This window comes from Flavobacterium sp. 1355, assembly GCF_017833415.1.
Classification (GTDB): Bacteria; Bacteroidota; Bacteroidia; order Flavobacteriales; family Flavobacteriaceae; genus Flavobacterium.
The window spans coordinates 25,377-39,444 of the sequence record NZ_JAFICC010000011.1; the positions used below are offsets into that span (position 1 = coordinate 25,377).

Sequence of the window (14,068 nt, forward strand, 5' to 3'; positions counted from 1 at the left end):
TTTCAATCAAAATTTGACATTAAAAATACGACAAAAAATGAAATTTTACTTTTTTACCGCTTCAACCAATTCCAATTCATCTAAACTTACCTTCGAAGTAAAAATGCCATAATTTACTGTGGCTTTATTTTTTTCGATAGTATCAATACTTCCAACAGATTTTCCGTCCAGCATTCGTACTCTGTCACCAACTTTCAAAATTGGTTTTGGTTTTTCAACAACCGGTTTGAGTTTTTTCTCTTTTTTCTCTTTTCGAATTTCTTCTACTTTTACAGAAACTTCAGCAATAACTTCTTTTTTCTTTTCAATTATAGCTTTGGTTTCTTTTGGAGTTGCTTTTTTACGCTTAGAATTTTCGATTTCTATGATTTTCAAAAATTCGCCAATCAATTCTTTCTTGTTTTTATTATTGAAATATTTCTCCGAAATGTCTTCAATTTTTTGTCCAATGTAAATTGTCTTTTGGTTGCTGTCATACAATTCCTGATAGCTTTCCAGTTTTTGCTTAATTTTTACATTGATGTTTTCCATTTTTTTACTTTCCTCACGCGCTCTGGTTTCTTCCTCCTTTAGATTGATGGAAGTTTTTTCTAATTTTGAGCGTTCTTTCTGGAGAGTTGCAATCGTTTTGTCAAAACGAACTTTTCCTACTTCAATTTTCTTTTTCGCACGATTTATTAATCCAAAAGGAATTCCGTTTTTCAGCGCCACTTCAAAAGTAAATGAACTTCCGGCCTGACCCAGAGCCAATTTGTACATGGGTTCCAATGACTTTTCGTCAAACATCATATTCGCATTTGTTGCAAAAGGCAATTCGTTTGCCAGAATTTTTAAGTTTGAATAATGTGTGGTGATAATCCCGAAAGCTTCACGATGGTAAAATTCTTCAAGAAAAATTTCTGCCAGGGCACCACCCAATTCAGGATCAGAACCTGTACCAAATTCGTCAATCAAAAACATGGTTTTCTTGTTACATTTCTTCAGGAAATAATTCATGTTTTTTAATCGGTAACTATAAGTACTTAAGTGATTTTCAATAGATTGATTGTCTCCAATATCCGTTAAAATTCTGTCAAACAAGAAAGTTTCGCTTCGTTCATGCACCGGAATTAACATCCCGGACTGAAGCATTAATTGCAGTAAACCAACTGTTTTAAGCGAAATTGTTTTTCCTCCCGCATTTGGTCCTGAAATTACAATAATTCTGTTATCTTGTTTTAATTCAATAGTTTGCGGATGCGTTACTTCGTTTTTTTGTTTGTTATTTAAATATAAAATAGGATGATAGGCTTCTCTAAAGAATAATCTTCTTTCTTCTGTAATCGTTGGCAGGATTCCATTAATTCTATTAGCATATTTTGCTTTTCCGGCGACAACATCAATATCACTTAAAAAATCCTGATACTCAATTAATAATGGTAAAAAAGGACGTATTGCATTTGACAATTGTTTTAGAATACGGGTAATTTCTTCTTTTTCTTCATATTCAAGATTGGCTAATTCTCTGGAATATTGTAATGTCGCCTCAGGTTCGATATAAGCGATACTTCCGGTTTTGGAACTTCCTAAAATTGAGCCTTTTACCTTTCGGCGATACATCGCTAAAACGGCTAAAACTCTACGATTTTGAACAAAACTTTCTTTAATATCATCTAAATATCCAAGGCTGTTATTGTGGGAAAGCGCTACTCCAAAGCTTTGGTTCATTTTACCACGAACAATATTCATGTTTTGACGAATGCTCAAAAGAGCAGGAGAGGCATTGTCTTTTATTTCGCCATATTTGTCAACGATAGCGTCAATAAGTGTGACAATATCTTTAGTATATTCAACTCGTGAAGCCCGGGCATTTAAGTTCGGATAATAATCATCAAATTTTTTCAGGAAATTCAAAAGAAAATTTGAAGTTGACGAAAGTGTAGCAATTTTTCTAAAACTACCCACTTCAAGAAAACTGTCTTCGATTGCTAAGAATTTGATTTCATTCGTAATAGCGTCAAAACCGTGATTCGGGATTGCATTATTATTCTGGAATGAAGAAACATACTCTGATGTCTGCATCAAAGCCTGCATCAAAGTTTCTTTATCTTTAAAAGGAGTTATATTTAAGGCTTTTTCTTTTCCAATATCAGTATTACATCCTGCTGAAATGGTTTCAAGAACCGTTGGAAATTGTAAATCCTGTAATGTTTTTTCTGTAATGCTAATCATTTATTTTTTATAACAAAGTATACACAAAAGTACAAAAACTATGTCATTGAATTCTACAAACTTTATCTCAAAATTTTATTGACCGGCGAATATGATTTAAATAGAAAATTTCCGAATTTAGCTAAAAAAAGATATGGAAGTTAAAATGCATGATTCGTGGAAGCCGGTTTTGAATGAAGAATTTGAGAAACCCTATTTTAATGAATTAATTGCTTTTGTAAAATCTGAATATGCGACTAAAGTATGCTATCCAAAAGGAAATCAGATTTTTTCTGCTTTTGACCATTGTCATTTCGACGAGGTAAAAGTTGTTATTATTGGCCAGGACCCTTATCATGGACCTAATCAGGCAAATGGTTTGTGTTTTTCTGTAAATGACGGAATTCCATTTCCTCCGTCCTTATATAATATTTTTAAAGAAATTGACACTGATCTTGGCAAACCGATTCCGAAAACTGGTAATTTGGAGCGTTGGGCAGATCAGGGGGTTTTTCTTTTAAATGCTACCTTGACTGTACGACAATCTGAAGCCGGAAGTCATCAGGGAAAAGGCTGGGAAAAATTTACTGATGCTGTAATAAAACAGATTTCTGCCGAAAAAGAAAATGTTGTGTTTTTGCTTTGGGGCGGTTTTGCGCAGAAGAAAGCGGCATTAATAGATGCTTCAAAACATCATATTTTAAAATCGGGGCATCCTTCACCATTAAGTGCTAATAGAGGATTTTGGTTTGGAAATAAACATTTTAGTAAGACAAATGCTTTTTTGAAATCAAAAGGGCTTAAAGAAATTGAGTGGTAAAACACGATTTCACGAATTTTTACAAATTTCTAATTTGGGATTTTCCACAATCCAGTCATTTCGACGAATGAGAAATCTCCGCAAGTAACCCCGTAAAGAGAATCTAATCTTTGTCGAGCGTCTCGTGGAGATTTCTCCTTCATCGAAATGACAATGTAGTTCTTATTTTTCTACGGGTTTTTTAACAATCTCGTCTAAAACAGCTTTGTCTTCGTAATTGATTACTTTCAAAGTAATTTCCTGATTTTTTACCGTTTTTCCTTCAATGATATAAAGTTTTCCTTTTTTATAGGATACGTTACTTTGATCAAAATCAACATCCCCGTAAGTCAATGTGTTTTTAATATCTGTAGTATCAATCCATTTTTCATTTAAAGTCTGAATAGCTTTATCTGAATATTTAAAAGGTTTTGTTCTAAGGTTGTTTAAAACCCTTGCGTTTGGAAAGTAATTACATCGAGTATCTTTTCCGCTAAAAATAGCTGCTACAACAAAACATCCCATTACGAGACCAATTAAATAATAAGCAAAACGATGTACGAACTTCATGAAATAAAATTTTTGCAAAGGTACATTAAAGTTCTTTTAAAATACAAGTAAATTAATATCGTTATCAGGTAAATCAAACCATTCACCAATTGCTTTGTTGGTAAGTATTCCGTGGTATAAATAAATTCCGTTTTTTAAACCCTTATTGCATCTTATTGCACTTTCTAAGCCACCGTCTTCTGAAATTTGATGAAGATAAGGCGTTAAAATGTTACTGATTGATAATGAGGCAGTTTTTGAATATCTTGATGGAATGTTTGGAACGCAATAATGCAAAACATTATTTTTTATAAAGGTTGGTTTTTCATGCGTGGTGACTTCAGAAGTTTCAAAACAGCCACCAGTATCAATACTTACATCGACTATTACAGCACCTTTTTTCATATGTTCTACCATAGTTTCAGTTACTATAATAGGACAGCGCTCTTTACCGCGCATAGCACCAATAGCTACATCACAGCGTCTCAAAGCTTTTAATAATGCTTTCTGCTGAACTGTAGAAGTAAAGATTCTTTGATTTAAATTGTTTTGTAAACGGCGTAATTTGGTAATTGAATTATCAAATACTTTTACGTTTGCACCTAATCCAATTGCGGTTTTAGCAGCAAATTCGCCAACTGTTCCTGCTCCTAAAATAACTACATCAGTAGGAGGGACACCTGTGATATTACCGAATAGAAGCCCTTTTCCGAATTCGTCTGTAATCATTAACTCGGCAGCAATAAGTATAGATGCCGTTCCAGCAATTTCGCTTAAAGACTTTACAGCCGGATAGGAACCATCTTCATCCTTAATATATTCAAACGCAAGTGCTGTGATTTTTTTCTGGGCTAAAGCTTCGAAATATGCTTTCTTTTTTGTTTTTAACTGAATTGCAGAAATAATAACCGTTTCGGGATTAATCATTTCTATTTCTGCTAAAGTTGGCGGTTCTACTTTTAATAAAAAAGGACAGCCAAAAACTTTTTTAGTATCTTTTGTAACTTCTGCACCGGCATCACTGTATTCTTTGTCAGAATAACTCGAACTTTCTCCAGCCCCTGATTCGATCATTACGCGGTGACCTTCATAAGTTAATGAGTTAACTGCGTCGGGAGTCAGGCAAATACGACGTTCCTGATAACTCGTTTCCTTAGGAATTCCTATGAAAAGTTCTCTTTTAAAACGGCCAACTTCAAGTTTTTCTTCCTGTGGAAGCAATTGTTGTTTCGTAAATGGAGTTAAGGTTATTGACATGGGATAATTACAAATTTAAAGATGCAAATTACGTAAAAAGTTTTAGAATTAGTATTAATTTTCTTCTCTTAAAACGAGACAAATCAGAATAATATTTTCTTTATTTTTATATTAGCTCTTTCGTAAATGACATTTTCTAATATTCATTGCATGTATATTGTTTCATGTAGGTTCACAAATTTTTCACAGATAACACAAGAGTTAAAAATATATTGGAATCTTTATAAAAATTCGTGCATGGCTGTGAATTTAAACCAGTTCTAAACTTCTCTTTCCGTCTGCTAATAATTCAATTTTAATTGTCGAAGTTTCTTCAGGAAGTAAATTCGCAATTTTTTCAGACCATTCGATAAAACACCAGTTTCCAGAGTACAAATAATCATCAACTCCCATATCAAGTGCTTCGGTTTCTTTATTTAATCTGTAGAAATCAAAGTGATAAACAATTTGATTATCAACTGTATAATATTCATTAACCAAAGAAAAAGTCGGACTGCTTGTTGCGTCCTGAACTCCTAAACTTTTACATAATTGCTTAATTAAAGTAGTTTTTCCTACGCCCATTTCTCCGTTAAAAAGAATGATTTTTTTTGGATTTGAAGCTATTATTTTCTCTGCTGTTTCTTGAATTTGATCTAAAGAAAAAATGATGTTCATTGTTAAATTTATTTTGCGATTATTTCCGCGATAAGCGAAATATTTTTGCCACGAATTTCACAAATTTCCGCGAATTATTTTTTAATTAAAGAAAGATAAATTTGTAAAAATTCGTGGCAACCTTCTTTATTTAGGATTAAAAACCAGGAATGGAATAATCATTTCTTCTAATGAAATACCCCCGTGCTGATAGGTGTTTTTGTAATAACTTACATAATGATTGTAGTTGTTTACATAAGCTAAAAAATAATCATTTTTGGCAAAAATAAACGAACTACTCATATTAATTGCCGGTAAACCAATTGCTTTTGGTTCTTTTACTACATAAACATCTTTTTGCTCATATGTTAAACTGCGCCCGGTTTTGTAACGCAAATTCAGACTTGTATTTTTATCTCCTACAACTTTCGACGGGTTTTTTACATTGATAGTTCCGTGGTCAGTTGTCAGGATTAATTTAAAGCCTAAAAGCTGTGCTTGTTGAATAATTTCCAATAGCGGAGAATTTTTAAACCAGCTCAAAGTCAATGAACGATATGCTTTATCATCAGAAGCTAGTTCTTTGACCACTTCCATTTCTGTTTTGGCATGCGAAAGCATATCTACGAAATTGTAAACAACTGTTACCAAATCATTTCCTTTTAATGCTTTGAAGTTTTCGGCTAGTTTTTTACCTCCAGCATAATTGGTGATTTTAAAATAGTCTTCCTTAATATTGAGTCCTAAACGCTTTAATTGTGCTGATAAAAATTCGGCTTCATAAAGGTTTTTCCCGCCATCTTCAACATCATTTTTCCAGTATTCCGGATGCTTTTTTTCCATATCCAAAGGCATTAAACCTGAGAATATTGCATTTCTTGCATATTGTGTAGCTGTTGGCAGGATAGAGAAATAAGGAACTTCTTTTTCTAATTTATAATAATTGGAAATTACCGTTTCAAAAGATTTCCATTGATCATAGCGTAAATTATCAATTACAACAAATAAAATTGGTTTGTCTTTCTTTTTAATTTCCGGCACAACGAGTTCTTTAAATAAATCATGCGACTGAATAGGTTTATCTGCTTTTGGAGCAAACCAGTCTTCATAATTGCGTTCAATATATTTTCCGAACTGCGAGTTTGCTTCAACCTTTTGAGATTCAAGTATTTCGATCATGGCCTGATCGTTGATATCCTCCAGTTTTAATTCCCAGAAAAGTAATTTTTTATATAACTCAACCCAATCCTCATACGAATTAACCATTGCCAATTCCATTGAGATTTTCCTGAATTCTTTCTGATAATCCAATGTTGTTTTCTCTGTTATAAGCCTTGAATCGTCGAGATTTTTTTTCAGACTCAACAATATCTGATTGGGATTGACAGGTTTTATTAAATAATCAGCAATTTTAGACCCTATGGCTTCTTCCATTATATATTCTTCCTCACTTTTGGTGATCATAATCATGGGAATGGCTGATTTTTTTTCTTTCATTTCAGAAAGCGTTTCCAGACCGCTCATTCCGGGCATGTTTTCATCCAGAAAAACAATGTCATAATTATCTTCTTCAAATAAAGCAATTGCGTCTAAACCATTATTAGATGTGGTTACCTGGTAGTTTTTCTTTTCAAGAAATAATATATGTGGTTTTAAAAGATCAATTTCATCATCGACCCAAAGTATTTTTATCTTATCCATAAACGAATTTTAATTTTGATGCAATTTACAAGGTATAGAACTTAAAAAGTATTAAAAATAGTATAAAATTCAGAATAAAGAATTGCGTTTTTTTATTTAAATATTTTTAAAATGAAATTTCTTTAATTCCTTAATTAGTATTAAAACTTAATTTTTTTAAGTTAAAATCAGAAAACTGTTTATAGTTATTTACTTATATTTGTTGACTTAAAAATAACCAAATAGTGACTCACATTAATAAGTTAAAAATATTCAATGATCCCATTTATGGGTTTATATCCATCCCAGACGAGCTTATTTACGATTTAATCCAGCATCCGTATTTTCAGCGTCTGCGTCGTATTTCTCAAATGGGGCTGTCTTATTTGGTATATCCGGGTGCAAACCACACTCGTTTTCATCACGCTTTAGGATGCATGCATTTGATGCAGAAAGCGGTTGAAACTCTTCGTTTTAAAGGAGTTGCAATTTCTTCGGAAGAAGAAAATGCATTATATATAGCCATTTTGCTCCATGATATTGGTCACGGGCCATTTTCGCATGCAATGGAAAAAAGTATAGTCGAAGATGTCAATCACGAAGCTATTTCATTATTATTTATGAATAGGTTAAATGATGAATTTGGCGGAAGATTAAGTTTGGCAATTCAGGTTTTCAAAGGTGAATATCACAGGAAGTTTATGCTGCAACTGATTTCAAGTCAGTTGGATATGGATCGAATGGATTATTTAAAACGGGATAGTTTTTATACTGGGGTTGCAGAAGGAAATGTAAATTCTGAACGACTGATCCAGATGATGAATGTCGTTGACGGAGTTTTGGTTATCGAAGAAAAAGGGATTTATTCGGTTGAAAAATTCCTGCTTTCGAGACGATTGATGTACTGGCAGGCTTATTTGCATAAAACCAGTCTGGTTGCTGAATTAATTTTAATGAAAGCATTAAAAAGAGCCAAAGAATTGACGCTGAAAGGAGTTCATTTGCCATGCAGCGGACCTCTTCAGTATTTTATGCAAAATAAAATTACATTAGAAAATTTTGATGCTGATAAGCTGGATTTGTTTTCTCAATTGGATGATTTTGATATTATAAGTGCCTTAAAAGCATGGCAACGCCAGGATGATTTCATACTTTCTACTTTAAGTAAGATGATTATTAACAGAGATTTACTCAAAATTAAATTAAGCGCAGAAAAAATTCCGATTGAAGAATCACAATCATTAAAAGAGGAATTTGCAGAACAGCATCATATATCTGCTGTAGATGCCGGTTATTTTATTTTTAGAGGAAAAATAAAGAACCAAGCCTATAGCAAGGAAGCTGAACCTATACGAATTTTGAAAAAAGACAAAACAATTGAGGATGTTGTAGAAGCTTCTGATCAGCTGAATTTGAAATCATTATCTAAATTGGTTACAAAATATTATATCTGTTTTCCAAAACAACTTATCTAAAATTAACATTTAAAATCTATTTTTTATATTTTTGTCGCAATGAAATTTACAGCAGAACAAATAGCAGGAATTTTAGAAGGAGAAGTTGTTGGGAATCCCAATGCAGAAGTTTCTCGTTTATCTAAGATTGAAGAAGGTGAGGAGGGATCTCTTACTTTTTTGGCTAATCCTAAATATATCAACTATATATATACCACAAAAGCATCAGTTACTATTGTCAACGACAGCTTTATACCAGAATCTGAAATCACTACTACATTAATAAAAGTTGAAGATGCCTATGCTTCTTTTTCTAAACTTTTGCAGTTTTATAATCAGGTAAAATTGAATAAAAACGGAATAGAACCGCAGTCTTTTATGAGTGAGGGAACCAAATATGGAGAGAATCTTTATCTGGGAAGCTTTAGTTATATCGGACAAAATGTGGTTTTGGGCGATAATGTAAAAATTTATCCAAACAGTTTTATTGGTGACAATGTTGTGATTGGTGATAATGTGTATATTTTTGCAGGCGCTAAAATATACTCTGAGACTATTATTGGCAATTTTTGTACGATACATTCGGGCAGCATAATTGGTGCAGATGGTTTTGGTTTTGTGCCAAATGAAGAAGGTGTATATAGCAAAATACCACAAATTGGTAATGTTGTTATAGAGGATAATGTAGATATTGGTGCCAATACTACAATAGACAGAGCAACTCTGGGATCTACGATAATTAGACAAGGAGTGAAATTAGACAATCAGATACAGATTGCGCACAATGTAGAAATTGGTAAAAATACCGTTATAGCGGCACAATCGGGTGTTGCTGGTTCTACAAAAATTGGCGAAAACTGTTTGATTGGAGGACAGGTTGGTATAGCAGGCCACTTAATTATAGGAAACAATGTGAGGCTTCAGGCTCAATCGGGAGTAGGAAAAAACATTAAGGATAATGAAACCCTTCAGGGAACGCCTTCACTTGGGTATACAGATTTTAATAAATCTTACGTTCATTTTAAGAACTTACCTAAAATTGTGGCCGAACTGGAAGAATTAAAAAAACAAGTAATAAACCCAAAAAATGGAAATAATGGTTAAACAGAAGACCATCAAGAATGAAATTTCACTAACAGGAGTTGGACTACATACCGGAAAAGAAGTTACAATGACTTTTAAGCCTGCTCCGATTAATAATGGTTTCACTTTTGTAAGAGTTGATTTGCAAGGTCAACCAATTATTGAAGCTGACGCTAATTATGTTGTTAATACCCAAAGAGGTACAAATCTTGAGAAATTAGGAGTAAAAATTCAGACTCCTGAACATGTTTTAGCTGCAGTAGTTGGTTGCGATTTGGATAATATCATTATTGAATTGAATGCCTCTGAACTACCAATTATGGATGGTTCATCAAAATATTTTGTTGAAGCAATAGAAAAAGCAGGAATCGAAGAGCAAGATGCTACTCGTAATGTTTATGTTGTAAAAGAAGTTATTTCATTTACTGACGAAGCAACAGGAAGTGAAATTCTTGTTATGCCAAGTGATGACTATCAGGTAACTACAATGGTGGATTTTGGTACTAAAGTTCTGGGTACTCAAAATGCTACACTTAAAAGCATTTCTGATTTTAAAGCCGAAATAGCAAGTTCAAGAACTTTTAGTTTTTTGCATGAATTAGAATCACTGTTAGAAAACGGACTTATTAAAGGCGGAGATTTAAACAACGCAATTGTTTATGTAGATAAAGAAATTTCTGCATCTACAATGGAAAATTTAAAGAAAGCATTTGGTAAGGATGAAATCTCTGTAAAGCCTAATGGCGTTTTGGATAATTTAACCTTGCATTATCCAAACGAGGCTGCAAGACACAAATTGCTTGATGTAATTGGTGATTTGTCTCTTATTGGAGTTCGTATCCAGGGAAAAATTATTGCAAATAAACCAGGTCACTTTGTAAATACACAATTTGCAAAAAAACTGGCAAAAATTATTAAAATAGAGCAAAGAAATCATGTTCCTGTTTATGATTTAAATCAAGAACCCTTGATGGATATTCATAAAATTATGGCAATGCTTCCTCACAGACCTCCATTTTTATTGATTGACAGAATTATTGAAATGTCTGATCGTCATGTCGTTGGTTTGAAGAATGTGACTATGAATGAAAATTTTTTCGTAGGACATTTTCCAGAAGCTCCGGTAATGCCAGGCGTTTTAATTGTAGAAGCAATGGCACAAACAGGAGGGATTTTGGTTTTAAGTACTGTTCCGGATCCGGAAAACTATTTGACTTATTTTATGAAAATAGATAATGTTAAATTTAAACATAAAGTATTGCCAGGTGACACGCTAATTTTTAAATGTGAATTGATTTCTCCAATCAGAAGAGGAATCTGTCATATGCAGGCAAATGCTTATGCAAATGGGAAATTAGTTACTGAGGCAGAGTTAATGGCGCAAATTGTAAAAAAACAATAATAGTTTAATCAAAATTATTGTTTACGTTTGTTGCCCAAATCAGACTATTTTTAATTAAAAATATAAAACATACAGATGAATCAACCATTAGCATATGTTCATCCTGGCGCTAAAATCGCTAAAAATGTTGTAATTGAACCTTTTACAACGATTCATAATAATGTTATTATTGGTGATGGTACCTGGATTGGTTCAAATGTAACCATCATGGAAGGTGCCCGTATTGGAAAAAATTGTAATATTTTTCCTGGGGCTGTAATTTCAGCTGTTCCACAAGATTTAAAATTCGGAGGTGAAGATTCTTTGGCTATTATTGGTGACAATTGTACAATTAGAGAATGTGTAACTATTAACAGGGGGACTGTAGCTTCAGGGCAAACTATTCTGGGAAATAATTGTCTTGTAATGGCTTATGCGCATATTGCACACGATTGCGAAATTGGCAATAATGCTATAATAGTAAACGGAGTTGCATTGGCAGGTCACGTGGTTGTTGGTAATCACGCTGTAATTGGAGGTTTAGCCGCTATTCATCAATTTATACATATTGGAGACCATGCTATGATTTCTGGTGGATCTTTGGTTAGAAAAGATGTTCCTCCATATACAAAAGCTGCAAAAGAACCATTATCTTATGTTGGAATAAATTCTGTAGGGTTAAGAAGAAGAGGCTTTAGCACTGATAAAATCAGAGAGATTCAGGAAATTTATAGAATTCTATACCAAAAAAATTACAATACAACACAAGCTTTAAGTATAATTGAAGCAGAAATGGAAGCTACTCCTGAGAGAGATGAAATTTTGGATTTTATCAGAAATTCATCAAGAGGAATCATGAAAGGTTATTCAGGAAATTATTAATTTTATAGTTTAGATTTCAATTTAGATTTCTAGACCACAATAAATAAACAATATAAATGTAGATTTGATTCTTTAAAGAATTTAAATCTACATTCTAAAATTTAAAATAAAAAACAAATGGCATCTACATCAGATATTAGAAACGGATTATGTATTAAGTTTAATCACGACATTTATAAAATTATCGAATTTCTTCACGTTAAGCCAGGAAAAGGACCTGCTTTCGTTAGAACTAAACTACGAAGTTTAACAACCGGAAAAGTATTGGATAATACTTTTTCTGCAGGACATAAAATTGACGATGTACGTGTAGAAACACATACTTATCAGTTTTTGTATGCTGAAGGAGATGAATTTCATTTTATGAATGCTGAAACTTTTGAACAAATCTCTTTGAACAAAAGTATCTTAGATGCTCCTGGGTTATTAAAAGAAGGAACAAATGTTATGGTTCAGGTAAATACTGAAACAGACTTGCCTTTATCAGTTGATATGCCGGCTTCTATCATTTTAGAGGTTACATATGCTGAGCCGGGTGTAAAAGGAAATACTGCTACAAATGCAACTAAATCTGCTACAGTAGAAACTGGTGCAACAGTAAACGTTCCGTTATTCATCAACGAAGGTGATAAAATTAAAATTGATACTGCTTCAGGTTCTTACATGGAGCGTGTAAAAGAATAGTTTATCATTTAGATAATTTGTCAATGAGTCAATTAGAAAATTGATGCAAAGAAGAAATTTACAAGTTTCATATTTTCTGATTGACACATTTTTTAATTGACACATTTTCTGATTGACAAATTTTCTAATTTAAAAATATGAAATTTCCAAAAGTTCACTCTTTACAAGAAATTGCAAATTTGCTTCAATGCGAATTTATAGGTGACCAAAACTTTCCGGTTTTAGGCATGAACGAGATACATGTTGTTGAGCCCGGAGATATAGTTTTTGTTGACCATCCAAAATATTATGATAAAGCTTTACAATCGGCTGCGACTATTGTCTTAATCAATAAGAAAGTAGAATGCCCGGAAGGTAAAGCTCTTTTAATTTCTGATGATCCTTTTAGAGATTTTAATACTTTAACTAAGCACTTCAAACCTTTTCAATTTGCTAATGTTGCTGTTTCAGCTTCTGCTGTTATTGGTGAAGGAACTGTGATTCAGCCCAATTCATTTATTGGTAACCACGTACAAATCGGAAAAAACTGTCTGATTCACTCCAACGTATCTATTTACGATCATACTATTATTGGTGATAACGTAATTATTCACGCCGGAACTATTTTGGGAGCTGATGCTTTTTATTATAAAAAGCGTGCAGAAGGTTTTGATCAGTTGATTTCAGGAGGAAGGGTTGTAATTGAAAACAATGTTGGTATTGGGGCACTTTGTACTATTGACAAAGGTGTTACCGGTGATACAAAGATTGGTGAAGGTACTAAAATTGATAATCAGGTTCATGTTGGTCATGACTCTGTAATTGGTAAAAAATGCCTGATTGCTTCTCAGACCGGGATTGCCGGCTGTGTGATCATAGAAGATGAAGTAACCATCTGGGGACAAGTTGGCACAACAAGTGGCATCACAATAGGAGCGAAGGCTGTTATTATGGGACAAACAGGAGTGACAAAATCTGTCGAAGGAGGAAAATCTTATTTTGGGACTCCAATCGAAGAATCAAGAGAAAAATTAAAGCAGTTAGCCAATATTAAAAAGATTCCTGAAATTCTAAATAAATTGAAGTAATATGTCGATAAAAGAATTTGTTCAAAAATTTTATAAGTCGGATGCCTTGATTGATAGTGAAATCATGAAAACCTATTTGCATCCCGAAGTATTAGTGGATTGGAATAGCAGCAAAGGATTTATTCAGTTGGATTATAATTCTTTATTGGATATGGCCAATGAACTTAGCCGTGCTTATGTTCGTTCAAAAGTTAGAATTAGCCATATTATCAGCGAAGATGATTTAGTATCAATACGTTACTCTCATTATGTTAAAACTATAGAAAACCCCAGAGAAGAAATGCTATTGGCTCATTTCTCTACTATTTGGCAAATTAAAGACGATAAATTATATCGCGGTTATCAGATGAGTCAATTTTCTTAATTTTTTTGATGACAAAAAGGTTAAAATACATTACAAAACCTT

At 32.9% G+C, this 14,068-nt stretch carries 13 protein-coding genes; 8 read left to right on the forward strand and 5 right to left on the reverse strand.

Annotation, left to right across the window (positions count from 1 at the left end):
- Nucleotides 1–45: 45 nt before the first annotated feature.
- Complete coding sequence (locus JOD96_RS14790; RefSeq protein ID WP_209565009.1) at nucleotides 46–2,211, reverse strand: endonuclease MutS2; 2,166 nt, start codon at nucleotides 2,209–2,211, stop codon at nucleotides 46–48.
- Nucleotides 2,212–2,344: 133 nt separating this feature from the next.
- On the opposite strand from JOD96_RS14790, the gene JOD96_RS14795 reads away from it, so the two are divergent.
- Nucleotides 2,345–3,010 carry a uracil-DNA glycosylase gene (locus JOD96_RS14795; protein ID WP_209565010.1) on the forward strand — a complete coding sequence of 222 codons (666 nt, stop codon included), beginning with the start codon at nucleotides 2,345–2,347 and terminating at the stop codon, nucleotides 3,008–3,010.
- A gap of 162 nt (nucleotides 3,011–3,172) precedes the next feature.
- On the opposite strand, the gene JOD96_RS14800 is transcribed toward JOD96_RS14795, so the two are convergent.
- The 4 genes from JOD96_RS14800 to JOD96_RS14815 all read right to left on the reverse strand — a co-directional run bounded on the left by JOD96_RS14800 (nucleotide 3,173) and on the right by JOD96_RS14815 (nucleotide 7,132).
- Complete coding sequence (locus JOD96_RS14800; RefSeq protein WP_209565011.1) at nucleotides 3,173–3,559, reverse strand: DUF4258 domain-containing protein; 387 nt, start codon at nucleotides 3,557–3,559, stop codon at nucleotides 3,173–3,175.
- A 36-nt stretch (nucleotides 3,560–3,595) separates the two neighbouring features.
- Complete coding sequence (locus tag JOD96_RS14805) at nucleotides 3,596–4,795, reverse strand: alanine dehydrogenase (RefSeq protein ID WP_209565012.1); 1,200 nt, start codon at nucleotides 4,793–4,795, stop codon at nucleotides 3,596–3,598.
- Between the two features lie 249 nt (nucleotides 4,796–5,044).
- Complete coding sequence (gene tsaE, locus JOD96_RS14810; protein WP_209565013.1) at nucleotides 5,045–5,452, reverse strand: tRNA (adenosine(37)-N6)-threonylcarbamoyltransferase complex ATPase subunit type 1 TsaE; 408 nt, start codon at nucleotides 5,450–5,452, stop codon at nucleotides 5,045–5,047.
- Nucleotides 5,453–5,578: 126 nt separating this feature from the next.
- On the reverse strand, nucleotides 5,579–7,132 hold the full coding sequence (locus tag JOD96_RS14815; protein ID WP_209565014.1) for a bifunctional response regulator/alkaline phosphatase family protein: 1,554 nt from the start codon (nucleotides 7,130–7,132) through the stop codon (nucleotides 5,579–5,581).
- Nucleotides 7,133–7,356: 224 nt separating this feature from the next.
- Here JOD96_RS14815 and JOD96_RS14820 point away from each other — a divergent pair, with 224 nt between their 5' ends.
- The 7 genes from JOD96_RS14820 to JOD96_RS14850 all read left to right on the forward strand — a co-directional run bounded on the left by JOD96_RS14820 (nucleotide 7,357) and on the right by JOD96_RS14850 (nucleotide 14,026).
- Nucleotides 7,357–8,586, forward strand: a complete 1,230-nt coding sequence (locus tag JOD96_RS14820) for an HD domain-containing protein (protein WP_209565015.1) — start codon at nucleotides 7,357–7,359, stop codon at nucleotides 8,584–8,586.
- Nucleotides 8,587–8,625: 39 nt separating this feature from the next.
- Nucleotides 8,626–9,669, forward strand: coding sequence for a UDP-3-O-(3-hydroxymyristoyl)glucosamine N-acyltransferase (lpxD, locus tag JOD96_RS14825; protein ID WP_209565016.1), 1,044 nt, complete (start codon nucleotides 8,626–8,628; stop codon nucleotides 9,667–9,669).
- Entirely contained in the window at nucleotides 9,662–11,050 is a 1,389-nt protein-coding gene (locus tag JOD96_RS14830; protein ID WP_209565017.1) for a bifunctional UDP-3-O-[3-hydroxymyristoyl] N-acetylglucosamine deacetylase/3-hydroxyacyl-ACP dehydratase, read from the forward strand. The genes lpxD and JOD96_RS14830 overlap by 8 nt, the downstream gene beginning before the upstream one ends.
- A 75-nt stretch (nucleotides 11,051–11,125) precedes the next feature.
- A complete protein-coding gene (gene lpxA, locus JOD96_RS14835) occupies nucleotides 11,126–11,911 on the forward strand; it encodes an acyl-ACP--UDP-N-acetylglucosamine O-acyltransferase (RefSeq protein WP_089050747.1) in 786 nt (261 codons plus the stop codon).
- A gap of 117 nt (nucleotides 11,912–12,028) precedes the next feature.
- The gene (gene efp, locus JOD96_RS14840; protein WP_209565018.1) at nucleotides 12,029–12,595 is read left to right on the forward strand and encodes an elongation factor P; all 567 of its coding nucleotides are present in this window, start codon (nucleotides 12,029–12,031) and stop codon (nucleotides 12,593–12,595) included.
- A gap of 137 nt (nucleotides 12,596–12,732) precedes the next feature.
- Nucleotides 12,733–13,662: a UDP-3-O-(3-hydroxymyristoyl)glucosamine N-acyltransferase gene (locus tag JOD96_RS14845; protein ID WP_209565019.1), complete on the forward strand. Its 930-nt coding sequence runs from the start codon at nucleotides 12,733–12,735 to the stop codon at nucleotides 13,660–13,662.
- Nucleotide 13,663: 1 nt separating this feature from the next.
- The gene (locus JOD96_RS14850) at nucleotides 13,664–14,026 is read left to right on the forward strand and encodes a nuclear transport factor 2 family protein (protein WP_209565020.1); all 363 of its coding nucleotides are present in this window, start codon (nucleotides 13,664–13,666) and stop codon (nucleotides 14,024–14,026) included.
- The last annotated feature ends 42 nt before the right edge of the window (nucleotides 14,027–14,068 follow it).

Excerpts from the sequence above, each read along its gene's own strand:
- JOD96_RS14790 (WP_209565009.1), bottom strand. The coding sequence starts at position 2,211 with ATGATTAGCATTACAGAAAAAACATTACAGGATTTACAATTTCCAACG.
- JOD96_RS14795 (WP_209565010.1), top strand. The coding sequence starts at position 2,345 with ATGGAAGTTAAAATGCATGATTCGTGGAAGCCGGTTTTGAATGAAGAA.
- JOD96_RS14800 (WP_209565011.1), bottom strand. The coding sequence starts at position 3,559 with ATGAAGTTCGTACATCGTTTTGCTTATTATTTAATTGGTCTCGTAATG.
- JOD96_RS14805 (WP_209565012.1), bottom strand. The coding sequence starts at position 4,795 with ATGTCAATAACCTTAACTCCATTTACGAAACAACAATTGCTTCCACAG.
- tsaE (WP_209565013.1), bottom strand. The coding sequence starts at position 5,452 with ATGAACATCATTTTTTCTTTAGATCAAATTCAAGAAACAGCAGAGAAA.
- JOD96_RS14815 (WP_209565014.1), bottom strand. The coding sequence starts at position 7,132 with ATGGATAAGATAAAAATACTTTGGGTCGATGATGAAATTGATCTTTTA.
- lpxD (WP_209565016.1), top strand. The coding sequence starts at position 8,626 with ATGAAATTTACAGCAGAACAAATAGCAGGAATTTTAGAAGGAGAAGTT.
- JOD96_RS14830 (WP_209565017.1), top strand. The coding sequence starts at position 9,662 with ATGGTTAAACAGAAGACCATCAAGAATGAAATTTCACTAACAGGAGTT.
- lpxA (WP_089050747.1), top strand. The coding sequence starts at position 11,126 with ATGAATCAACCATTAGCATATGTTCATCCTGGCGCTAAAATCGCTAAA.
- efp (WP_209565018.1), top strand. The coding sequence starts at position 12,029 with ATGGCATCTACATCAGATATTAGAAACGGATTATGTATTAAGTTTAAT.
- JOD96_RS14845 (WP_209565019.1), top strand. The coding sequence starts at position 12,733 with ATGAAATTTCCAAAAGTTCACTCTTTACAAGAAATTGCAAATTTGCTT.
- JOD96_RS14850 (WP_209565020.1), top strand. The coding sequence starts at position 13,664 with ATGTCGATAAAAGAATTTGTTCAAAAATTTTATAAGTCGGATGCCTTG.